The sequence below is a fragment of the Ruegeria sp. O4 genome, assembly GCF_056535125.1.
The window spans coordinates 24837-45127 of sequence record NZ_JBQERO010000023.1 but is presented as its reverse complement, the minus strand read 5'-3'; the positions used below and the strand labels follow the sequence as shown (position 1 = coordinate 45127).

Here is a 20291-nt window from a genome sequence, read left to right as displayed (position 1 = left end):
GGTCAAATGCTCCACGTTCAGGGGGGTAGGGGGTGTGGTCAGCGGTTCCTGCCAAGCTGCACAAAGCTCAGAATGGCAAGCAGCGCAAAGAAGATGGGGTCGGACCAGCCAAAGCCGGTGAACACCCCGGTCAGACAGGCATAAAGCGTGATGACAACGCCCAATATGTTGGTCCCCATCAGACCTTTCAGGATGTTCTGTGCTGTCTCGGTACCGGTTTCAGTGTTTCGAAACAGGAAGCTGATTAGGCCGATGCCACCCAGAAAGATCGCATTATGCTGCGACAGAAACACGGCATACCGATCGTTCAGTTGCAGTCCATAGTTGGGCCAAAGGATGGTTGGCGCAAAAAACAGCGCCAATGCGAAAAACATATAGATCACACCATGCGTGGTCAGGAAGGTTTTGTTGGTCATGTCTCGCCTTTCTGTGGTTGGGGCAGCTTTTTGCGAAGCTGGTTGAGCGTTCTGATCGTTTCGCGTCTGGTTTCGGTGCTCAGGCGTCCGAATATCTGTTCCAGCGCCTGATTGTGGACGGGCATGAACGCGGCCACTTTCTGTTTTCCGGCTTCTGTCAGGCGTAAAACGCGGGCGCGCTTGTCGGTTTCATCAACGGTCTTCTCCACCAGACCGGCCTGAATCAGGTTTTTGACGACAACATCCAGATTGCCGGATGTGGACAGCGTCAGGCGCAACAGGTCATTGATCGACAGCGCGCCTTTGGTGTTCAGGATCTCCAGCGCATCCCACTGAGGTGCCGTCAGACCCCCGGCGCGAAACACCGGTCCCATGGCACGCATGAACAACTGCTGGCTGCGCAACAGGGCCAATACCAGGGCCTGATTTTCTCGGTTTTGAGTCTCGTGTGTCATGGCAGTCATTTATCCCTAGTTAGGGGTTATATCAATATGCACCCATACGCGCGAATGCCGCAAATATGCACGTCCCCCGTGCAGGGCTGCACTGACGCCGGGCCCGGGCCTGCATATATTTTGACCTAGCGAATGCGGACCTGCTTTGGATGATCAAAAAGCCGAGGATACGAATGTGAGCTGGAACCCGTCCCACACCACCGACGCAGCTGAAAACGGCGCGCTGGAAACACTCATCATTCCCCGCGCCCGCGATCTGGGCGGGTTCGAGGTGCGCCGCGCGCTGCCCTCGGTCAAACGCCAACTGGTTGGCCCATTCATCTTCTTCGATCAGGTCGGCCCGGCAGAATTCGTCACCGAAGGCGGCATTGACGTGCGACCGCACCCGCATATCGGGCTGGGAACCGTCACTTACCTCTATCAGGGCGAATTCGAACATCGCGACAGCCTCGGCACTCACCAGATGATTTACCCCGGCGAAGTCAACTGGATGGTTGCAGGCCGTGGCGTGACCCATTCCGAGCGCACCAGCGAAGAAACGCGCGGCAAAGGCCACAAGCTGTTCGGCATTCAGACCTGGCTTGCCCTACCCGAAGCGCAGGAGGATATGGCCCCCGAGTTCGAACACCACAAGCAAGGCGCGCTGCCCCATATCCAAGACAAGGGCGTCAGCGCACGGCTGATCCTCGGCAACGCTTATGGCGAAACCAGCCCCGTGACGATGCTGTCCGAGACCTTCTATCTGGATGTTCAGCTTGCCCCCGGCGCGTCCTTCCCGCTGCCCGACGACCACGAGGATCGCGGTGTCTATGTCACGCAAGGATCGATCGAGATTGCAGGCGACATGTTCGACGAAGGCCGCATGATGGTGTTCCGCCCCGGTGACAGGCTATCGGCCCGGGCAGGCCCGCAGGGTGCGCGGCTGATGCTGCTGGGCGGCGCGACCCTGAATAAGGATCGCTATATCTGGTGGAACTTCGTCTCATCCTCGAAAGAAAAGATCGAGACGGCGATTCATGAGTGGAAAAGCGCCGATTGGGTCAATGGCGCCTTCCACCTTCCGGCAGGGGATGACCGCGAATTTATCGCCATTTCAGAACAGTTTGAGCGTACTAAGCCCCGGCTGGCCCGCCCGCGTACGGCGTCGGGGCCGGGTGGGCTTGTGTAACCGTCCGTTTGCGGTGATCCTTTCTGGTATACCAGAGGGGGTATCATGAAACTTGTCATCGCAGGCGCGGGCAGCATCGGCTGCTACTGCGGCGGTTTACTGGCCCGCTCAGGGCATGCGGTGACCTTGCTGGGGCGTGCCCGTGTACTGGACCCGATTCGCGAACATGGGCTGACGGTCACGGATTACGATGGCCTCAATGCCCATGTTGCGGCGGAAGCCCTGACACTCAGCGCCGATCCTGCCTGCCTGGATCAGGCCGAGCTGGTCATTGTCACCGTCAAATCCGGGGCGACGGCGGATATGGCCGGTCATATCGCGGACGCCGCCTGTCGGGACGCGCCCGTCCTGTCCTGGCAAAACGGGATCGAGAATGCGGCAACCCTACGCAAGGCCCTGCCCGGTCGGGATGTGCGCGCGGGCATGGTCCCCTTCAACGTGGTCCCGAACGGCCCCGCCACCTATCACCGGGCCACATCAGGCGAAATTGTCATCCAGAACGGCCCAGGCGATCTGGCCACCGCCCTCAGCAGCCCGGACCTGCCCGTTATCGCGACTGACCGGATCGAGGCGGTGCAATGGGGCAAGCTGGTGATCAACCTCAACAACGCGCTGAACGCACTGTCGGGCCTGCCACTTGTGGATCAGCTGCTCAGCCGTGACTGGCGCAACCTCATGGCCGATCAGATGGCCGAGGCGCTGTCCGTTCTCAAGGCGGCCGGGCATCCGGTGGCCTCGACAACGCCGCTTCCGGCGTGGATGACGCCGCATATCCTGCGGCTGCCGACACCTTTGTTCAGCCGGATCGCGGCGCGGATGCTCACCATCGACCCCACCGCCCGGACCTCGATGGCCTATGACCTGATGGCCGAGCGGCAAACGGAAATCGACAGCCTTCAGGGCCATATCATTCGGCTGGGGCACGAAACCGGGGTGCCCACCCCCCTTTGCACGAAAGTGTCTGACCTGATCAAACACGCGCCCGATCATCCGCTGTCCCCGGAACAGATCAGGCTCTGATAGCAGTCGTCAGACGAATCTGGTCAATATCCAGAAAATCACGGCCGACATGGCGGCTGCGGCAGGCACGGTCACGACCCAGGCCGCAATGATCGTCATGAAATGCGACCGCCGCACCAGCTTGCGCCGCCGGTATTCTTCCGGGGCCAGCTTCTGCGCTGTCGCGTTTCGCCCATTGTTCTGTTTCCGCCTGCGATCCGACTGCCACTCACGATAGAATCCGACGCCGAAAATTGCGCCAACGGCGATATGCGTGGAACTGACCGGCAAGCCCAGCCAGCTGGCGACAATGACCGTGATCGCCGCTGACAACGCCACGCAAAACGCCCGCATCGGGTTCAGCTTGGTGATCTGGCTACCGACCATCCGGATCAGCTTGGGCCCGAACAGGAACAGGCCGAACGATATCCCGAACGCGCCGATGATCATCACCCATAGCGGGATAGAAACCTTTTGGGCGAAATCCCCGAACTCCGCCGCATGGACAATCGCCGCCAGGGGGCCGACCGCGTTGGCCACGTCATTGGCACCGTGGGCAAAGCTCAGAAACGCGGCCGATATCACCAATGGCAGGCCAAACAGGGTTTTCAGCGACCGGGTCCGGTTCTCCAGTCCCTCGGACTTGCGACGCACCCAGGGAACCGTCAGCGCCCAGACCAGCACACCGCTGCCCAGACCGATCAGCAGCGCCATCTGCAGATCAATCTTGACGATCCGCTTCAGACCCTTGACCGACAGGTAGGTGGCAAACGCCGCCGCCATCACCGCCACAAGGATCGGCACCCAACGCCGCGCGGCGGCGATCTTGTCGTCCTGATACTGGATCTTGGTCTTGATCAGCGCCAGAAATGCCGCCGCAATGACGCCGCCAAGAACCGGAGAGATCACCCAGCTGGCCGCAATTGCGCCCATCGTGCCCCAGCTCACCGCGCTCAGACCGGCAGCGGCAATCCCCGCGCCCATGACCCCGCCCACAACCGAATGCGTTGTCGACACCGGCGCACCGATCCAGGTCGCCAGATTGACCCACATGGCGGACGAGATCAGCGCCGCCATCATGGCCCAGATGAACACGTTACTGTTCTGCACCGAGGCCGGGTCGATGATCCCCTTCGAGATGGTCGAGACCACATCGCCCCCCGCAAGCAACGCGCCCGCGCTTTCGGCAACGGCGGCAATCACGATGGCACCGCCCATGGTCAGCGCGTTCGCACCCACCGCGGGACCCATGTTGTTGGCCACGTCATTGGCGCCGATATTGATTGCCATATAGGCCCCGAACGCGGCCGCAGCCACGACGATATAGGTGCCGTCGGCCCGTCCAAACAGCACCGCCGCCATCAATCCGGCAAGCACCATGAACGCCAGTGCAATTCCTGGCGCCAGCAGCGGGCGGGCGACATGAAGATTGGCAATTTCGACGCGCGAGATGCGTTGCAGGTCGGTGTCAAGCGCCTGCCAGCGCGGTTTTGAATTTGTGTCAGACATGGGCTTGGTCAAAGATTGGCAGATCGCCCGCAGCTAACGGTTTCCCGGTTCAGGGGCAAGCGCGCAGCCATCAAATTGTTGCGAAACGGCTACATCTGTCGCAGCAGCGCCTGCAACTCGGGCTCCTGCACCCGTTTGGCGGCTTCTGCCGGTGAAAACCACTGACGTTTGCGCTTGTCCACTTCGGGAAAATCATCGGCAAGTTCTCGCACGGAAACCCGGTAGACGCGGGTCAGGACCGACTGTGCCGATCCCCCCTTGAAGATCTTGTCATAGGTGAATTGGCCGATGGGCTCCTTGTCGACCGCTTCTGCACGCACGCCAGCCTCTTCCCACGCCTCCAGCAGGGCCGTCTCCAACCCGTCCAGACCATTGACAGGCCAGCCCTTCGGGATGATCCAGCGCCCGGTTTCGCGGCTGGTGATCAGCAGAACCTCGTCTTGATCCTCGTGCCTGCGCGTGCACAGGGCCGCAAACTGCACCCTTTGGGGACGCAGGAACAAGGGGCGTCCGACCTCTTCCCAGATATTTCGCAGCCAAGCACTCATGAGATGTTCTTCAAATCCTGTTTCTGTCTTCGAAACCTGTGTGACGTAACAACAATAATGCCAGACTTCAATGAAATGTCCGCTTATTTCTGATTATGACCGGATTTTCGGTCAATTTACTGTGATTTGTGAGATTTCGCGCAACAACCCCGAAAGCCCGAGCCGCTTGCCGGAAGCGACGCGGCAATGGGTCTAATCCCGCCTGCGTTTGGCCCTCAGCGTCGGGTCGGCCTGTGTCGGGTCTTCGGGCCAGGGGTGTTTGGGGTATTGCGCCCGCATATCCTTGCGCACATCCGCATAAGACCCGGCCCAGAACCCCGGCAGATCGCGGGTAATCTGGATCGGGCGCTGCGCCGGGGACAGCAGGGTGATCTTCAGGGGCTGTCCGCCGACCACCGGATGCCGGGTCACGCCGAACAGCTCCTGCAACCGAACCGATATTTCGGGGACCGCCGCGCCATAGTCGATCGGCACCTTGCGCCCCAGCGGTGTTTCAAACGATCCCGGCGCGCGGCGGTCCAGCTCCTGGGTCTGGGTCCAGTCCAACCGCGCGCGCAAGGCGGGCAGCAGGTCAAACCGTTTCCAGTCCTCTGCGCTTTTGACACCGGACAGCATCGGCAACAGCCAGTCGTCCAGCTCGGCCATCAGACCTTCGACCGAAAAGTCGGGCAGGTCCACCCCGTCGGCACGCACCAGTTCCACCCGCGCGGCCAGCCGTGCGGCGGCCCCGTCCAGCCGCAACCCCAGATCGCGCACCCCGTCCAGCATCGCGCGCGCCAAGGCGTCGTCCGGGACATCCTTCCAGATGCGGTCGTCCAGCGTGATCGCCCCGAACCGCTCCTGCTGCCGGGACACGACCCGCCGCTCGCGTTTTGACCAGGCGCAAACCTCGACCCAATCGATCTGATCGGCGAACAGTTCGCGGATCTCGCGTTCCGAAATCTGGGTGGCCATCCGCACCTTTGCCTCGCGCGGGTTGCCATCGGTGTCAGTGACAACCAAAAAAGGCGCGGCGGCCAGCGAATCGCCGCTGTCCAGCACGACACCCTTGCCCCCCGACAGCACATAACGCGGCGCATCGCCCTTGCGCCGCTGTCCGATACGGTCGGGATAGGCGAGGGCGGCCATGGCAGCAGCGCTCAGATCATCCGTCTTGCTTCCGGCCTGTTTCCTCAACCGCTTGGCCTCGGCATTGATCCGATCCACGGCCCCCAAGTTCACCTGCCAGACCCGGTTGCGCTGAAAGGTGCGCACATCCCGCAGTGCCTCTTGCCGCAAGGCGATATCCACCGGCGCGCCGCGCAGGGGGTCGCGCTCGGCCATCAAGGCGGCCAAAGGCGCGGCACTCGGTCCGGCCCGCACCAGCATATGCCCCAGCCGGGGATGCAACGGCAGCGCCGCCAGCGCCCGCCCGTGTTCGGTGATCCGCCCCTTGCCGTCCAGCGCGCCCAGCATCGCCAGAAGCGCGCGCGCCTCGACCATCGCGCCTTCGGGTGGCGGGGTCAGAAAGGCCAGATCGGCGGCATCCGCGCCCCACAGCGCCAGCTCCAGCGCCAGCCCGGTCAAATCGGCGGCTTCGATCTCGGCAGGCGGGTACGCGGCCAGCGCGCCATCCTCCCCCTTTGACCACAGCCGGTAACACAGCCCCTCGGCCACACGGCCCGCACGACCTGCGCGTTGCGTGGCCTCGGCCCGTGTTACCCGCTCGGTCACCAGCCGGGACATGCCCGAGCCCGGATCGAACCGCGCCCGCCGCGCTTGCCCCATATCCACCACCACCCGGATATCGGGGATCGTCAGCGAGGTTTCGGCAATCGACGTCGCCAGCACCACCTTGCGTCCGGTCTCAACCGGGGCAATCGCCGCGCGCTGGGCCGCAAAGGGCATGGCCCCGAACAGCGGGCGCACCGTGCAATTGGCGGGCAGGCGTCCGGTCAAGGCTGCCTCAGCCCGCCGGATTTCACCCTCACCGGGCAGAAACACCAAGATCCCGCCACCGGTGGAGCGGGTCTCGCGCTCGGCCTCAACGACCAGATCGACCAATGCATCCAGCCGCCGCGCCTGTGGCCCCAACGGCCGATCCAGCCAGCGCATCTCGACGGGATAACTCCGCCCTTCCGACGTAACCAGCGGCGCGGCCATCAGGTGCCCCACCGGGTCCGCGTCCAATGTGGCCGACATGGCCAGCAGAATCAGATCGTCCCGCAACGCGCCCGTGACCTCAAGGCACAGCGCCAAGCCCAGATCCGCGTTGAGTGAGCGTTCGTGGAATTCATCAAAGATCACCGCCCCGATGCCCGGCAGGTCAGGGTCCGATTGCAGCATCCGGGTCAGAATGCCCTCGGTCACCACCTCGATCCTTGTGTCTTTTGACACTTTCGCGTCGCCCCGCACGCGATAGCCAACACTCTGGCCTGCGCGCTCTCCCAGTGTCTCTGCCATCCGCTCTGCCGCGGCCCGCGCCGCCAGCCGCCGGGGCTCCAGCATCACGATCCTGCCGCCGCACAAACCCGCCTCAAGCATCGCCAGCGGAACCCGCGTGGTCTTGCCCGCACCGGGTGGCGCTTGCAGCACGGCCCGCCCCTGCGCGCGCAGGGTGTCCAGCAGGCCGGGTATGGCGTCGTCTATGGGCAGGCGTAGGATCATCCGGCCCTTATCCGCGATCCCGCAGGTGGCGTCCAGTTTCCGCGCTCAAATCGGCAAATCGCCCCGCACGAAATGACGCAGGCTGCGCGATCTTCGCAATTCCTGCCGCCTCCGGTCTGGACAAACACCCCTCAAGCACGGCAACTGTTCCTGCCTCTAGGATCGGGACAAGAATGCAGACAGACAGCCTGAGCGACAGAATTCTGAAGGGCGAGCGCCGGGCGCTGGCGCGTGCGATCACCCTTGTTGAAAGCAACCGCGCCGATCACCGGGCACAGGCCAGCGACCTTCTGGCACAGCTTGCCGGTTCGGGCCGTCAGGCGCTGCGTATCGGTCTGTCCGGCACGCCCGGCGTGGGCAAGTCCACCTTCATCGAAAGCTTTGGCATGATGCTGACCGGGCAGGGGCTGCGGGTCGCGGTTCTGGCGGTCGATCCCAGCTCGGCCCGGTCGGGCGGCTCGATCCTGGGCGACAAGACCCGGATGGAACGCCTGAGCCGCGAGCAGAACGCCTTCATCCGGCCCTCTCCCAGCCAAAGCCACCTTGGCGGCGTCGCCCGCCGCACCCGCGAGGCTATCGCCCTGTGCGAGGCCGCAGGCTATGACGTAGTGCTGATCGAAACCGTGGGCGTGGGACAGTCGGAAACGGTGGTGTCCGAACTGTCTGACCTGTTTCTGCTGCTGCTGGCCCCGGCGGGCGGGGACGAGTTGCAGGGTGTCAAACGCGGCATCATGGAAATGGCCGACATCATTTTGGTCAACAAGGCCGATGGCGACCTGAAAGCGACCGCCACCCGCACCTGCGCGGATTATGCCGGTGCCCTGCGGCTGTTGCGCAAACGCCCACAGGACCCCGAAGGCTTCCCCAAGGCGATGACCGTATCCGCCGTCGAAGAACACGGGCTGGAACAGGCATGGGACGAAATGCAAACCCTGACCCAATGGCGCCGCGACACCGGTATCTGGGAGGCAAACCGCGCTGCCCAGGCCCGCTACTGGTTCGATCAGGAGGTCCGCCACGCCCTTCTCGCCCGCCTCGACACACCGCAGGCCCGCGCCGAGATGGAGCGCCTGAACGACGAAGTCTCGCAAGGGCGACTCAGCCCGGCGGTCGCTGCCGGTCAGCTTCTGGACACGCTCGGCTAAAGGGCCGTCATAGACGTTTCACCTTTTGCCAAATACTCTTGCCAACGGCATGGCCCGTCCGGGCCATTCCTGCATGGCAGGCAAAATGAAAGATTTCGCGTAGCCCGTCTTGACCCCCCGCGCGATTCCCACTACACGCATCCAACCAGTTTTCGGGCGCGACTTCGGGTTGCGCCCCTTGTGATTTGGCCGCGGGTATCCAGCCCGGCCTCCAGAAACAAAGGAAGAAACCATGTCGCGCCGTTGCGAACTGACCGGAAAAGGCCCGATGACTGGCAACAATGTCAGCCACGCCAAAAACAGAACTCGTCGTCGTTTTCTGCCGAACCTGAATGACGTTACCCTGCAGTCCGAAACTCTGGGCCGTGGCGTCAAGCTGCGCATCTCGGCGGCTGCGCTGCGTTCGGTTGACCACCGCGGTGGTCTGGACGCGTTCCTGGCCAAAGCCAAGGATGATGAGCTGTCGGCAAACGCTCTGAAAGTGAAGAAAGAAATCGCCAAGGCGCAAGCTTCGGCCTAAGGTCTTTCAACCAACAGAATTTCAGGCCCTGCACCCTCTCGGTGCGGGGCCTTTTCTGTTGGGCCAGCCCCTTTCGGCCCCCATTGTTCTCAATCTGGAACTAATTTTTCGCCATTGGTGAACTTCTTCACATACAGGTTTCCGAATCTGACCTAACGTCACTGTCATTCATCAGGCGGGGGCCACATTATGACGTTAAAAAGTTTTTATCTTTTCCTGTTTCTGGCCGCGGTATTCCGCAAGGCGATTGCAACCTGCACGCGGATGCAGCGCTGGGTGAACCGGTCCCATACCAGCTTCACCGCAGACACGGTAAAAAGACCCGGACTGGATTACTGAAAAACAGCTTCAAGCGCGACCCTTTGGCGCTTGAAGCTTTTCCCGCTGCTGACCTATAGCTGGGTCAGAATGAGACCTGCTGTTACCAGATTTCTGCCTTATGCGCTGTCCCTGCTGCTGGTTCTGACCGGGCAGGGGCTGGCCATGTCGCGCGGCATGGACAAGGCCGTGGGCCAGATGGTGCTGTGTACGGGCACCGGCCCGGTCGTCGTCTATATGGACGAAAACGGGCAACCCACTGCACCGCCGCATTTTTGCCCGGACTATGCAATATCCCTGCTGGGGGCCGTGGCTGTCGCGCAACCAGCACTGCCAGCCGCGCCGGAACGGGCGCAGCCAGCTCCGCTGCGGCATCTGGGCAACCAGATCGCCCTGCCGGTTCCCGCAGCCCCGGCCCGCGCGCCTCCTGTCAGCGTTTGAAACCCACCCTTTTCAAACCTTTATACAGGAGAGGCACGATGTCCCTCAAAACCACTCTGCTTGCAACTCTGGCCGCCGTGTCGCTGGCCATCCCCGCCTTTGCCGAAGGCCCCATCAAGGTTGACGACGCCTATGCCCGGTCCTCGGGCAAGACCGCCATCGCCGGTGCCGCGTTCATGATGATCCACAATCAGGGCAACGCCGATGACCGGCTGATCGGTGCAACCTCGGACGCGGCAGCGCGTTTGGAATTGCACACCCACAAGGTCGATGAAAACGGCGTGGCCAAGATGGTGCATGTCGAAGAAGGCTTTGCAATTCCGGCCGGTGAAACCCACATGCTGAAACGCGGCGGCGACCATGTGATGTTCATGGGTCTGACGGCCCCGTTCGAACAGGACGCCATGGTGTCGGTCACGCTGATCTTTGAAAAGGCAGGCGAGGTCGAGATCGAGATCCCCGTCGATCTGGAACGTCAGGACAAAGGCGGCCACGGATCACATTCGAACTAGGGCAACGCCTGTCTTCGGGCCGCGCTGCGGCCCTCATCCATGCGTCAGGTCGGGCTTTGCCCGGCCTGTTTTCCACGCGGCTGCGGATAGTGCTATTTGTTGATGGTCTTCATACCGACGCGGTCGCCCGCCTGCCGGAACCGCGAGGCCAGCCAGAACATCACAGCGGCCATGGCCAGCGCCGAGAAAGCGATACCCCATCCCAGCGCAACCAGCGCCACCGCCGGCCAGATCATCAGGACAAGCCCGACGACAAGCGCGACAAATCCCGAGACGCGCATGGAACCGCGTTGCGGGTCACTTGGATGCATCTGCCCGGCCGCCGCCAGGGATCCGATCCCGATGATCAGCGCCCATGCGCCCAACAGGAAAAACGCCAGTTTCACCGTGCCTTCCGGCCAGATCAGCAAGATAAGCCCGATCAGAAGCGCGCCGATCGCGGCACCACCCAGCACCCCGCGACGGCCAACACCCAAAAGCGTCAGCCCACCGTCGAGGATCAGCAAAACACCGACCAGCCGCAGCAGCAGCGCGATGCTGCCCGATGGCCAGAACAGCGCCGCGATGCCCACAAGCCCGGCCAGCACCCCGCGCAGCAGAAAAGTCCACCACAGGCTGGAAAGCTGTTCCCCCAGCATGTCGCGCCCGGCCATGCTGCCGTCATCCAGGATTTCACCGGTGCGGGGGTCTTGATCAGTCATGGCGCATCCTCCAGTCGCTATCGCAGATAGTGTACACAAATTAAGCCAGCGTTGTCTGTAGCTTAAGAATTTTCCGCAAGAAGCTGACCGACCCATCGCGGAACCGTTTCGGATGCCCTGCCGACAATGCGCTCATCAAAGCCCGAGGGCCCGGTCGTCGGTTCCAGATTGATCTCGACCGTCCGCGCACCCGCCGCCTGCGCCTCGTGGACAAAGGCCGCCGCCGGATAGACCTGACCCGAGGTGCCGATGGCGGCAAAGATCGATGCGCTGGCAAGGTGGTCGTAGATGTCGTCCATGTAATAAGGCATCTCACCGAACCAGACCACATCGGGCCGGGCGGTGGGCTGGCCGCAGGCGGGGCAGGGCTCGGCAACGGCCATCTCGGGCGGTGCCGGCCAGCGATGATCACACCCGGAACACAAGGCACCCGCCAATGTGCCATGCATGTGGATGACACCCGTCGCACCGCCCGCTTCATGCAGGCTGTCGACGTTCTGGGTCACGATCACGACCTCTGCGGGCCAGCCCTGCTGCAATCGGGCCAGCGCCATGTGGGCCGCGTTGGGCTGCACAGCGGCGGCCTGAACGCGGCGCGCATTGTAAAACCCCTGCACCAAGGCGGGATCGCGGGCAAAGCCCTCGGGCGTGGCCACATCCTCGATCCGGTGCTGCGCCCACAGCCCGCCTTCGTCGCGGAAGGTGCTCAGCCCGCTTTCAGCCGAAATCCCTGCCCCGGTCAGAATGACGATCTTTTCCATATCCCCTCCGCGCGTTACACCTTGGCCATGACACACCGTATCCTCTTTGTCTGCCTGGGCAATATCTGCCGCTCTCCCGCGGCCGAGGGCGTCTTTCGCGCCCGCGCACCGCATCATGCAACCGACAGTGCCGGAACCATGGGCTGGCACACGGGCAATCCGCCCTATGGCCCGATGCAGAAGGCCGCAATCCGCAGAGGCATCGACCTCGGCGACCTGCGCGCGCGCCAGTTCACCGTCGCGGATTTCGACCGGTTCGACCTGATCATCGGCATGGATGACCAAAACATCGCCGATATCGAAGACCTGCGCCCACCGGGCAACGGCACACCGGTTCGCCTGCTAACGGATTTCGCCCCTCAGACCGGTGCCGATCACGTACCCGATCCGTATTACACGCGGGATTTCGACGGTGCTCTGGACCTGATCGAAGCAGCGGTTGACGGGCTTGCCGCCCATCTGGACACCTAGCCGCCGGTCACCCGCAACTGGCCACTCAGCCAGGGCAGCTTGGCAACCGCCGGGTCCACGATCTGGTTCTGCATCAGACGCCGGGTCATGCCCGCAACCTCCTGCGGGACCTGATCGGACCACTCGGTGCGCGCCAGCAGCGATATGTTGCGCGAGAACTCCCCGAACGGGGCAGGGTGCGCCTCCAGCCCCTCATGGAACCGCGCCGCGCGCATGAAGCCCAGCGGCGTGGTGATCGCCCAGCCCAGACCCCGCGCCACCATGGCCATCAGCGCCATGTGCGAGCCGATCTCGAACCGTTCCTCGAACACCTGCGAGCGGCGCGCCAGATGCGCCTCGATCTGGCGGCTGATCAGCTGTTCGCGGGCATAGCGCAGAAACGGCAGCCGCTCCTGCACGGCCTCGACCCCGCCCGATCCCTGCGGCGCCACCAGAATGAACGGATCGTGGACCAGCGGGTATTCGACCACCCCCTCCAGCACTTCGCCGCTATGGGCGGTGACCGCCATGTGCAGGCGCTGCTCGGCCAGCGCCTCGAACAGATCAAGGCTCGACAGGGTGATCAGCTTGAATTTCGACCGGGTCAGGCTGTCGGCCAGCAGGGTGGCCAGCCGGGGCGTCAGATCATTGTCGAAATCGTCGATCAGCCCGATCGACAGCGTGGTCAGATGCCCCAGATCCATGACCGACAGCTCGCTCTGGGCCATGTGCAGCTCGGACAGAACCGCCTCGGCCCGCGCAAGGAAACTGCGCCCCGCCTGCGTCAGCCGCATCGGCCGCCGCCCGTGATCGACCAATTCGGTCCCCAGCGCGTTTTCCAGATTGCGCAATTGCTGCGAAACGGATGGCTGGCTGAGCCCCGTGATCTCGGCAGCCTGCGCCACCGATCCCGTCCGCGCCAATGCCTCGAACACTTCAAGGCCCCGCAGGGTCAGCCCTTTCATTACCATGCAATACACCTTTCGCTGCGCCTTTCTGGGACGCAGCGTGGATCAGGTCAAGTATTCTGAACGGGTTAGCTGCAGATCGCCTGCGCCATCTGGCCAAAGTTCTGGTACCGATCCCACAGCGCATCATCGCGCGCGGTTTTCGACATCTTCAGCACCTGCGCCTGATGGGGGTCCTTGAACCATTTCGCCACGGTTTTCTGATCGCTGCGCGTCAACGCCTGATCCGCCACGCGCTGAATGCAGCTGCACCGGTCCCGCGTCGCCGCCGAGCGGTCCGACGCCATGCACGCCTGCCTGATCTGCGCCGCATCCGCGACCTGAGCCACCGCCGTCAGCGATGCCGCACAAAATGCGATAATGAGGAACTGTTTCATACTCGAGCCTCGTTTTTGCCTGCCCGGACGGGTCTTATGCCCCTCTCGGTCTGCGGCGGAGTATGAATCAAACGGGGGGTGGGATCAATTGTTTTGACAGTCAATTCAAGCGGTGCTGAATTGACGAGGATAAAAACAACGCACTAAAATACTTCGGAAGTTAATATGAGCAGTCAATTCAAGGGATAGGATGGTGATTTCTATCAAATCTTTTTTTATGTCAGTGCTACTTTGTTTGTCTCCGATAGCGGCCTTGTCGGATACGTCTTTTTTGCAAGGCGAGGATGCGCCGGAATTCAAGGAGGCGGTTAAGGCCTGGTTGGACGGTGATGATTTGGCAGCATTGCAAAGTTTCTCTGAACAGGCGCAACAGGGGAACGCAGCGGCTCAAATATTACTATCGAGCATTGCAAGCCAGAGTAGTTTTCACGCGCATGTAACTTCTGAAATGGATCGCAAGGACCGCATTGCTCTGTTACGAAAACCCGGTGGCCTATCGGGCAAGTCATGGCTCACAGAGGCACAAAACTCTGAACCATTGGCCCTTGCTTTACTGCAAGTGGCCAAATTCGAAGATAAAGCGCCCGCTATCGCAGCGCTAGTCGAACTTGGTGAGCCAATAACAGCAATGTTTGCCGCGCAATCCATGCTTTACGATGGAAGAGGGGCTGATTTGGTTGAGGTTTTGCAAGGCCTGGATCGCAAATTGCCTGAAGAAGCTGGCATATTCTTGTACTGGGCGTCGTACCTGCAGTCACATAGTTCGGATGGTCCAAATTATGGAGGTTCGGCATCGCTGGCCTGGCTTAATACTGGAGATGATCGCTTCAAAGCGGCTGAGTTAGCTTGGGGCATATTCACTCCAAGAGAATTGATAAATGACACCGACATCAGAGAGGCAGCGGCTGAATTGAGCGCGGAGGTAGTAGCTTGGACCCCCATTCGTAACTTTTGTAGTGACTACTGTGCGGAAGAGGTTCCCGATTGCACCGTCACTGCAGCTGCGTTGCTCGCCTCACCTTATTCTCCAAGAAGCCCGCTACAGAGCTTGATCGCCAATGAAGACTATTGGTCGAGTGATCGCATTGAAGGCGACGTTGCGCGTTCAATTCTTGACATCCGGGATGTGGAGTTTGCTTCAGAGTATACGTACAATCAGTGCTTTACATCCAACATGCAGGCCCTTCAGCGAGCGCATTGGCCTTGAAACGGTATTTCGCCGCAATGCAAGTTTATCTCCTGCATCAAGTTTGGTGCTAAGTACAATCCTTGAAGCGATTTGTATGCGATTGGCAATGAAGTTGTATTGGTCGCGGCAGATCATCTTGAACCATTGACCACAGCCCATTTCCGACGCATATCCCCACTCCATGACAGACCTCGCTCATATCCGCAATTTCTCCATCGTCGCGCATATCGACCATGGCAAATCCACCCTTGCTGACCGGCTCATCCAGGAGACCGGGACAGTGCAGGATCGTGACATGAAGGAACAGTTGCTCGACAGCATGGATATCGAGCGCGAGCGTGGCATTACCATCAAGGCCAACACCGTTCGCATCGACTATACCGCCGAGAATGGCGAGACATATGTGCTGAACCTGATCGACACCCCCGGCCACGTGGATTTCGCCTATGAGGTCAGCCGGTCGATGCGCGCGGTCGAAGGCTCGCTGCTGGTTGTGGACAGCACCCAAGGGGTCGAGGCGCAGACGCTGGCCAATGTCTATCAGGCCATCGACGCCGATCATGAGATCGTGCCGGTGCTGAACAAGATCGACCTGCCCGCCTCCGATTGTGACCGCGTGGCCGAGCAGATCGAGGACGTGATCGGTATCGACGCAAGCGACGCCATCCGGGTCAGCGCCAAGACCGGGCAGGGCATCCACGAAACGCTGGAGGCGATCGTGCACAAACTGCCCGCGCCGCAGGGTACTCTGGACGCGCCGCTCAAGGCGATGCTGGTGGATTCGTGGTACGACGCCTATCTGGGCGTCATCGTTCTGGTCCGCATCATGGACGGCACGCTGAAAAAGGGGATGCGGGTCAAGTTCATGTCGAATGGCACCCTGCACCATGTCGACCGCGTCGGCGTCTTCCGCCCGCAAATGCAGATGATCGACAGCCTCGGCCCGGGCGAGATCGGGTTTCTCACCGCCTCGATCAAGCAGGTCCGCGACACCCGCGTCGGCGACACCATCACCAATGACCGCAATGGCACCGAAGTCGCGCTGCCGGGCTTCAAACCCGCACAGCCGGTGGTGTTCTGTGGCCTCTTCCCGGTGGACAGCGCCGAATTCGAAGACCTGCGCGACGCGATCGAGAAGCTGGCGCTGAACGACGCCTCATTCTCGTATGAGATGGAAACCTCGGCCGCGCTTGGCTTTGGCTTCCGCTGCGGCTTCCTTGGCCTGCTGCACCTCGAGGTCATCCGCGACCGGATCGAGCGTGAATACGATATCGACCTCATCACCACCGCGCCCAGCGTGATCTATCACGTCTACATGAAAGACGGCGCGATGATCGAGCTGCACAACCCCGCCGACATGCCCGACCTGTCCAAGGTCGACCATCTTGAGGAACCGCGCATCAAGGCGACCATTCTGGTGCCCGACGAATATCTCGGCGACGTGCTGAAACTCTGCCAGGACCGCCGCGGCATCCAGATGGACCTGACCTATGCGGGCCAGCGCGCCATGGTCGTCTATGACCTGCCCCTGAACGAGGTCGTCTTTGACTTCTACGACCGCCTGAAATCGGTGACCAAGGGCTATGCCAGCTTCGACTACCAGATGACCGGCTACCGTCAGGACGCGCTGGTCAAGATGTCGATCCTTGTGAATGACGAACCGGTCGATGCGCTGTCGACCATGGTTCACCGCGACCGGGCCGAGATGCGGGGCCGCGCGATGTGCGAAAAGCTCAAGGACCTGATCCCGCGCCACATGTTCAAAATCCCGATCCAGGCCGCCATCGGAGGCAAGGTCATCGCCCGCGAGACCCTGTCCGCCCTGCGCAAGGACGTGACCGCTAAATGCTACGGAGGCGACGCCACCCGGAAACGCAAACTGCTGGACAAGCAGAAGGCCGGTAAGAAAAAGATGCGTCAGTTCGGGAAAGTCGATATTCCGCAGGAGGCGTTTATTAGCGCCTTAAAAATGGACAGCTAAAAGCTGGCCATTTTTAAGGCGGGTGGGCGAAAGCGGTTGGCGCAGCCAACCGGCGTGCCCACACGGTGGAAATTACCAACACGCTGGCGGGTCTACCAAATTAACCTAGCCGTGTAGACATTCACTCGGTATGCTATTTTCTGGATTTTTGGGTTTGGGATTAGAAACTTGAAAAAAACACGCAAGTTAATTTTAGGAGTTGTAGGAATAGCGACCGCAATTGTTCTGTGGAAGGTTTTTGATTGGTCGCTGACCACGATTTCAGGAGCTTCGGATTCCGTGAAAGGTGCGGCGATAGCTGCGATAGGCTCGGTGATTGTATTCTTCTTAGGAAGATACTTTGAGCAGAGACGAGAAGCAAAACAGCGAATATCTGTGGAGAAAATAGAAATCTACAAGCGTTTTTATGATTTTTATTTCAATACGATGCACCACCAAAAAATCCACGGGAAGCCCATCGATGGGAATAAGATTCTCAAGGATATGCTGGAGTTTCACAAAGATGTGGTGTTTTGGGGCTCTGACGAAGTAATTCGAGCATATTTGGACTACAAAGATTGCCTAACCAGCTTTTCCGCAGAGACTGCAAACGAAAGCCGTGATCTAGCTGAACGGCTTGCAAAGGTGATGAAAGCGGTAGCTAAGGTCCTCGTTGCGATGCGGCGGGACGTTGGATACAGTTTCACAACCATATCAGCAAATGAACTTGCAAGAATGCAGTTAGCAGACGACGTGGATTCACGGAGAATATTCGACCACCTTTAGCGTTTTGGGTTGACGGATGTCTCGATTGGCCACTCATTTTGAACGCACCCAATCAACCCACCCGCCCGGAGGCACCGCCGGGCCGCGCCGACCCGCCCCCATGGGGCGGCGCGTTTTCGCCTCCCCTCGGGCCGGCGCTGCCCTCCGTTCTGCTGATCAACCGTCTGGTCAACATTTGGTTACCGAGTTAGGTTCTCAAGATGAATTTTTCTTATCGAAATGTGCTGGAACGCAGACCCATCGTAACCATAGCACTGACATTTCTTTCGTTTTTCGTTATTGGAAGTTTTTTGAACTCATACCATGTCGCTCGGTCTGATTGGGGTTTTGACCCCGTATGGTTGGCTGAGGCAGGTTTGGGTGTATGGATGATTTACACTGTCCTTCAAATCGGTGCCTATTTAGTCAGGACGTTTCGATAGTGTCGTAGGGCGGGCTTCAGCCCGCCAATCCACCACTCCCCCATTTCCCCGACCCCAAACCAATGCGCATGGACAGGCTGCATCCGGTGGCGGGCTGAAGCCCGCCCTACGGGGTGGGGTTGGTTTGGCGGTTGTACCTGCGCTTGCGTCCTTGGGGTCCTGGCCGTTTGGGGCCCTCGGGTCTGCGGGTCAACCGCCGAAACCACGCCTCACCCGCGCGGCACCAAGTGCAACCATTGCATCGGAAAACCGCGCCCCTCGGACAGGATCGGCCATTTGAAATCATCCCCCAACCGGATGATCTCATCCATCTCGGACGTGTCGCGCACGCTTCCGTCCACATAGGTGATATCAAAATACCCGGCGCAGAACGCTTCGATCGCTTTCAGTTTCGCATCGCCATCCTCCACCATCTGGGGGTGCAGTTCGATCAGGAATTCCGATCTGCGGAAATGCGTCAGAAAATCTTCGGTCAAAAGGCTGAATTCGACACCCTCGATATCGATCAGAAAGAAGATGTCCGCCGGGTCAGGGGCCACGCTTGCGATATTTGCAACCGTGTCCGTCAGCGCATCCCCAAACACCGTCACGCGGTCGCCCACACCGTTATGTTCCGCCGTTTCGCGGATCACATCCCGGCCTTTTGCCGAAACTTCAAAGCACACACTTTTTTCAAACTGCCCCGCGGCCACCAGCCCGACGCCCCAAAAGCCGTCCGCCGCGCCGATATCCACCAGCACCGGCTTGTCCGAGTTGCTCAGCACCTTCAGGTTCTGCTGCTCATACAGGCCAAAGATTTTCGTGGCCGTATCCGAATGCCCACCCCAGAAAGCGTTTTCGACAAAGCGAAACCCCTTCATTGGCCCGCACAGCACCTGTCCGCGGCTTTGTTCCAGCACGAACAGTGAAAACTCGTTGCGGAACCTGCGCACAACGCTCTTGAACTCTCGATGTTGTCGTTTTGGAAATCGCATGTTCTGTCTGGGGCTTTTCAAGTTGGATCGGACGCCCCGGATGAGGGCAGTTATTTGAAATCCCTGTTTAAGTTGTGGCGCGCGGTGTTGGAAGGAAAAACGCGATGCGCAATACCGGGCAGGGGTGGGGTTTTCTTCTTGCCCACCTTTCCCGCGCATAAACCCTTGATGAAGTTTCCTTCAGACAGGTTGCAACCGCCGCGCGCGCATCCAATCTCAGTCACAGGCCAGCACGGCCCGCACCCCAAAGAAGGGTGCCGATCATCAGATCAGAGAATTCCGTAGCCTGCGCACTGGGACTGTTTTCGACCCCGTTCCGGCCCGTCAGGTGAACCGAAGCGTTTCCGGCCCGGTCGGGTTGTTAAGGGGTATGAGCCGCCATTGCTCACGGATTGCGGCGGAGGGGGTGTTGGTACCACCGCCGGGCCGGAACGCTTCTCAGAAACGGAACCAGCGTCTCCATCGTGCGGAGGCAGGCCGGGCGGCCAGTTCACCGCCTGCGACAGGATCCAGACCGCCCCGCGCAAGAATGCGGCGTTCCTCGGCGCGGGTCATCTGGATCTCGCGGACCTTCAGCGCGGCCTCGCGTGCGGTGACATAGCGGCCGTCCGGTCCCGGTTCCATACCGGGGATGTTGCGCCCCTTCGACCACATCCCCCGCAGCCCCGACAGCGGGTGTTTCCATCCGATCTCCTCATCATCCTGCAACTGCCAGATCCGGTTGGCCTCGGTCATCGAGACCAGCGCGGCCAGCGGCTTGCCGTGCCGGGTCAGGATGATCACTTCACGCGGGTCCTGGGCGCGGGTGATCAACGGCCCCAGATGGGCGCGGGCATAGGAAATGGTGCAGCGCATCGGCGAATCTCCGTCTGTACGATTCGTAAGATTGGAGGTCCGAGCGTTGTACAAATCGCACAATTTTGGCCTAACGGCCCGCGCGGAGCGTTTTGCACCCGCAGCATCGTCCGGATTTCGGGGGGCAGGTTTATGTCCGGATTTTTCCGCCCTCAACCCTTCGCGGGATGG

The 20291-nt window shown here is 60.8% G+C and carries 22 protein-coding genes; 11 read left to right on the top strand and 11 right to left on the bottom strand.

Annotated elements, in window-relative coordinates; all coding sequences use genetic code 11:
- Positions 1 to 38: 38 nt before the first annotated feature.
- Both ACR0J7_RS18410 and ACR0J7_RS18405 read right to left on the bottom strand, forming a co-directional pair.
- Positions 39 to 416 carry a hypothetical protein gene (locus ACR0J7_RS18410; RefSeq protein WP_480915200.1) on the bottom strand — a complete coding sequence of 126 codons (378 nt, stop codon included), beginning with the start codon at positions 414 to 416 and terminating at the stop codon, positions 39 to 41.
- Entirely contained in the window at positions 413 to 871 is a 459-nt protein-coding gene (locus ACR0J7_RS18405; protein ID WP_480915198.1) for a MarR family winged helix-turn-helix transcriptional regulator, read from the bottom strand. The genes ACR0J7_RS18410 and ACR0J7_RS18405 overlap by 4 nt, the downstream gene beginning before the upstream one ends.
- 175 nt (positions 872 to 1046) lie before the next feature.
- Here ACR0J7_RS18405 and ACR0J7_RS18400 point away from each other — a divergent pair, with 175 nt between their 5' ends.
- Both ACR0J7_RS18400 and ACR0J7_RS18395 read left to right on the top strand, forming a co-directional pair.
- Positions 1047 to 2039 carry a pirin family protein gene (locus ACR0J7_RS18400; RefSeq protein ID WP_480556001.1) on the top strand — a complete coding sequence of 331 codons (993 nt, stop codon included), beginning with the start codon at positions 1047 to 1049 and terminating at the stop codon, positions 2037 to 2039.
- A gap of 45 nt (positions 2040 to 2084) precedes the next feature.
- Complete coding sequence (locus ACR0J7_RS18395; RefSeq protein WP_480900256.1) at positions 2085 to 3059, top strand: 2-dehydropantoate 2-reductase; 975 nt, start codon at positions 2085 to 2087, stop codon at positions 3057 to 3059.
- Between the two features lie 9 nt (positions 3060 to 3068).
- Here ACR0J7_RS18395 and ACR0J7_RS18390 read toward each other — a convergent pair whose 3' ends face one another.
- From ACR0J7_RS18390 to hrpB, 3 genes are all read right to left on the bottom strand, one after another.
- Positions 3069 to 4547: an inorganic phosphate transporter gene (locus ACR0J7_RS18390; RefSeq protein WP_480833036.1), complete on the bottom strand. Its 1479-nt coding sequence runs from the start codon at positions 4545 to 4547 to the stop codon at positions 3069 to 3071.
- A gap of 89 nt (positions 4548 to 4636) precedes the next feature.
- Positions 4637 to 5095, bottom strand: coding sequence for an NUDIX hydrolase (locus ACR0J7_RS18385; protein WP_480473641.1), 459 nt, complete (start codon positions 5093 to 5095; stop codon positions 4637 to 4639).
- A 192-nt stretch (positions 5096 to 5287) separates the two neighbouring features.
- Positions 5288 to 7741 carry an ATP-dependent helicase HrpB gene (gene hrpB, locus ACR0J7_RS18380; RefSeq protein WP_480915195.1) on the bottom strand — a complete coding sequence of 818 codons (2454 nt, stop codon included), beginning with the start codon at positions 7739 to 7741 and terminating at the stop codon, positions 5288 to 5290.
- Positions 7742 to 7914: 173 nt separating this feature from the next.
- On the opposite strand from hrpB, the gene meaB reads away from it, so the two are divergent.
- The 5 genes from meaB to ACR0J7_RS18355 all read left to right on the top strand — a co-directional run bounded on the left by meaB (position 7915) and on the right by ACR0J7_RS18355 (position 10677).
- The gene (gene meaB, locus ACR0J7_RS18375) at positions 7915 to 8886 is read left to right on the top strand and encodes a methylmalonyl Co-A mutase-associated GTPase MeaB (RefSeq protein WP_209598140.1); all 972 of its coding nucleotides are present in this window, start codon (positions 7915 to 7917) and stop codon (positions 8884 to 8886) included.
- Positions 8887 to 9118: 232 nt separating this feature from the next.
- Positions 9119 to 9406 (top strand): 50S ribosomal protein L28, encoded by a 288-nt coding sequence (rpmB, locus tag ACR0J7_RS18370; protein ID WP_008756960.1) that lies wholly within the window; start codon positions 9119 to 9121, stop codon positions 9404 to 9406.
- A 189-nt stretch (positions 9407 to 9595) separates the two neighbouring features.
- Entirely contained in the window at positions 9596 to 9745 is a 150-nt protein-coding gene (locus ACR0J7_RS18365) for a hypothetical protein (RefSeq protein WP_209505706.1), read from the top strand.
- Positions 9746 to 9814: 69 nt separating this feature from the next.
- On the top strand, positions 9815 to 10165 hold the full coding sequence (locus ACR0J7_RS18360; RefSeq protein WP_480488427.1) for a hypothetical protein: 351 nt from the start codon (positions 9815 to 9817) through the stop codon (positions 10163 to 10165).
- 38 nt (positions 10166 to 10203) lie between these two features.
- On the top strand, positions 10204 to 10677 hold the full coding sequence (locus ACR0J7_RS18355; RefSeq protein WP_480488425.1) for a copper chaperone PCu(A)C: 474 nt from the start codon (positions 10204 to 10206) through the stop codon (positions 10675 to 10677).
- Positions 10678 to 10769: 92 nt separating this feature from the next.
- Here ACR0J7_RS18355 and ACR0J7_RS18350 read toward each other — a convergent pair whose 3' ends face one another.
- Together ACR0J7_RS18350 and ACR0J7_RS18345 are read right to left on the bottom strand one after the other, a co-directional pair.
- A complete protein-coding gene (locus ACR0J7_RS18350) occupies positions 10770 to 11378 on the bottom strand; it encodes an HdeD family acid-resistance protein (protein ID WP_209505712.1) in 609 nt (202 codons plus the stop codon).
- Between the two features lie 62 nt (positions 11379 to 11440).
- Positions 11441 to 12139, bottom strand: coding sequence for an NAD-dependent deacylase (locus ACR0J7_RS18345; RefSeq protein WP_480915193.1), 699 nt, complete (start codon positions 12137 to 12139; stop codon positions 11441 to 11443).
- Positions 12140 to 12166: 27 nt separating this feature from the next.
- On the opposite strand from ACR0J7_RS18345, the gene ACR0J7_RS18340 reads away from it, so the two are divergent.
- On the top strand, positions 12167 to 12610 hold the full coding sequence (locus ACR0J7_RS18340) for a low molecular weight protein-tyrosine-phosphatase (RefSeq protein WP_480833030.1): 444 nt from the start codon (positions 12167 to 12169) through the stop codon (positions 12608 to 12610).
- Here ACR0J7_RS18340 and ACR0J7_RS18335 read toward each other — a convergent pair.
- Together ACR0J7_RS18335 and ACR0J7_RS18330 are read right to left on the bottom strand one after the other, a co-directional pair.
- On the bottom strand, positions 12607 to 13560 hold the full coding sequence (locus tag ACR0J7_RS18335; RefSeq protein ID WP_480484520.1) for a LysR family transcriptional regulator: 954 nt from the start codon (positions 13558 to 13560) through the stop codon (positions 12607 to 12609). The genes ACR0J7_RS18340 and ACR0J7_RS18335 overlap by 4 nt on opposite strands.
- 65 nt (positions 13561 to 13625) lie before the next feature.
- Positions 13626 to 13934: a hypothetical protein gene (locus tag ACR0J7_RS18330; protein ID WP_209598134.1), complete on the bottom strand. Its 309-nt coding sequence runs from the start codon at positions 13932 to 13934 to the stop codon at positions 13626 to 13628.
- A 190-nt stretch (positions 13935 to 14124) separates the two neighbouring features.
- Between ACR0J7_RS18330 and ACR0J7_RS18325 the strand changes: the two genes are divergently transcribed.
- The 3 genes from ACR0J7_RS18325 (at position 14125) to ACR0J7_RS18315 (ending at position 17869) form a co-directional block, all read left to right on the top strand.
- Entirely contained in the window at positions 14125 to 15141 is a 1017-nt protein-coding gene (locus ACR0J7_RS18325) for a hypothetical protein (RefSeq protein ID WP_480555988.1), read from the top strand.
- 163 nt (positions 15142 to 15304) lie between these two features.
- Positions 15305 to 17104, top strand: coding sequence for a translation elongation factor 4 (gene lepA, locus ACR0J7_RS18320; protein WP_480488419.1), 1800 nt, complete (start codon positions 15305 to 15307; stop codon positions 17102 to 17104).
- Between the two features lie 168 nt (positions 17105 to 17272).
- Positions 17273 to 17869: a hypothetical protein gene (locus ACR0J7_RS18315; RefSeq protein WP_480915191.1), complete on the top strand. Its 597-nt coding sequence runs from the start codon at positions 17273 to 17275 to the stop codon at positions 17867 to 17869.
- Positions 17870 to 18500: 631 nt separating this feature from the next.
- On the opposite strand, the gene ACR0J7_RS18310 is transcribed toward ACR0J7_RS18315, so the two are convergent.
- Both ACR0J7_RS18310 and ACR0J7_RS18305 read right to left on the bottom strand, forming a co-directional pair.
- A complete protein-coding gene (locus tag ACR0J7_RS18310) occupies positions 18501 to 19151 on the bottom strand; it encodes an SAM-dependent methyltransferase (RefSeq protein WP_480900244.1) in 651 nt (216 codons plus the stop codon).
- A gap of 552 nt (positions 19152 to 19703) precedes the next feature.
- Positions 19704 to 20120 carry a type II toxin-antitoxin system Phd/YefM family antitoxin gene (locus ACR0J7_RS18305; RefSeq protein WP_480518955.1) on the bottom strand — a complete coding sequence of 139 codons (417 nt, stop codon included), beginning with the start codon at positions 20118 to 20120 and terminating at the stop codon, positions 19704 to 19706.
- Positions 20121 to 20291: the final 171 nt, after the last annotated feature.

Excerpts from the sequence above, each read along its gene's own strand:
- ACR0J7_RS18395 (WP_480900256.1), top strand. The coding sequence starts at position 2,085 with ATGAAACTTGTCATCGCAGGCGCGGGCAGCATCGGCTGCTACTGCGGC.
- ACR0J7_RS18325 (WP_480555988.1), top strand. The coding sequence starts at position 14,125 with ATGGTGATTTCTATCAAATCTTTTTTTATGTCAGTGCTACTTTGTTTG.
- ACR0J7_RS18345 (WP_480915193.1), bottom strand. The coding sequence starts at position 12,139 with ATGGAAAAGATCGTCATTCTGACCGGGGCAGGGATTTCGGCTGAAAGC.
- ACR0J7_RS18335 (WP_480484520.1), bottom strand. The coding sequence starts at position 13,560 with ATGGTAATGAAAGGGCTGACCCTGCGGGGCCTTGAAGTGTTCGAGGCA.
- ACR0J7_RS18390 (WP_480833036.1), bottom strand. The coding sequence starts at position 4,547 with ATGTCTGACACAAATTCAAAACCGCGCTGGCAGGCGCTTGACACCGAC.
- ACR0J7_RS18405 (WP_480915198.1), bottom strand. The coding sequence starts at position 871 with ATGACACACGAGACTCAAAACCGAGAAAATCAGGCCCTGGTATTGGCC.
- ACR0J7_RS18330 (WP_209598134.1), bottom strand. The coding sequence starts at position 13,934 with ATGAAACAGTTCCTCATTATCGCATTTTGTGCGGCATCGCTGACGGCG.
- ACR0J7_RS18360 (WP_480488427.1), top strand. The coding sequence starts at position 9,815 with ATGAGACCTGCTGTTACCAGATTTCTGCCTTATGCGCTGTCCCTGCTG.
- meaB (WP_209598140.1), top strand. The coding sequence starts at position 7,915 with ATGCAGACAGACAGCCTGAGCGACAGAATTCTGAAGGGCGAGCGCCGG.
- hrpB (WP_480915195.1), bottom strand. The coding sequence starts at position 7,741 with ATGATCCTACGCCTGCCCATAGACGACGCCATACCCGGCCTGCTGGAC.
- lepA (WP_480488419.1), top strand. The coding sequence starts at position 15,305 with ATGACAGACCTCGCTCATATCCGCAATTTCTCCATCGTCGCGCATATC.
- ACR0J7_RS18310 (WP_480900244.1), bottom strand. The coding sequence starts at position 19,151 with ATGAAGGGGTTTCGCTTTGTCGAAAACGCTTTCTGGGGTGGGCATTCG.
- ACR0J7_RS18355 (WP_480488425.1), top strand. The coding sequence starts at position 10,204 with ATGTCCCTCAAAACCACTCTGCTTGCAACTCTGGCCGCCGTGTCGCTG.
- ACR0J7_RS18305 (WP_480518955.1), bottom strand. The coding sequence starts at position 20,120 with ATGCGCTGCACCATTTCCTATGCCCGCGCCCATCTGGGGCCGTTGATC.
- ACR0J7_RS18350 (WP_209505712.1), bottom strand. The coding sequence starts at position 11,378 with ATGACTGATCAAGACCCCCGCACCGGTGAAATCCTGGATGACGGCAGC.
- ACR0J7_RS18410 (WP_480915200.1), bottom strand. The coding sequence starts at position 416 with ATGACCAACAAAACCTTCCTGACCACGCATGGTGTGATCTATATGTTT.
- rpmB (WP_008756960.1), top strand. The coding sequence starts at position 9,119 with ATGTCGCGCCGTTGCGAACTGACCGGAAAAGGCCCGATGACTGGCAAC.
- ACR0J7_RS18385 (WP_480473641.1), bottom strand. The coding sequence starts at position 5,095 with ATGAGTGCTTGGCTGCGAAATATCTGGGAAGAGGTCGGACGCCCCTTG.
- ACR0J7_RS18365 (WP_209505706.1), top strand. The coding sequence starts at position 9,596 with ATGACGTTAAAAAGTTTTTATCTTTTCCTGTTTCTGGCCGCGGTATTC.
- ACR0J7_RS18340 (WP_480833030.1), top strand. The coding sequence starts at position 12,167 with ATGACACACCGTATCCTCTTTGTCTGCCTGGGCAATATCTGCCGCTCT.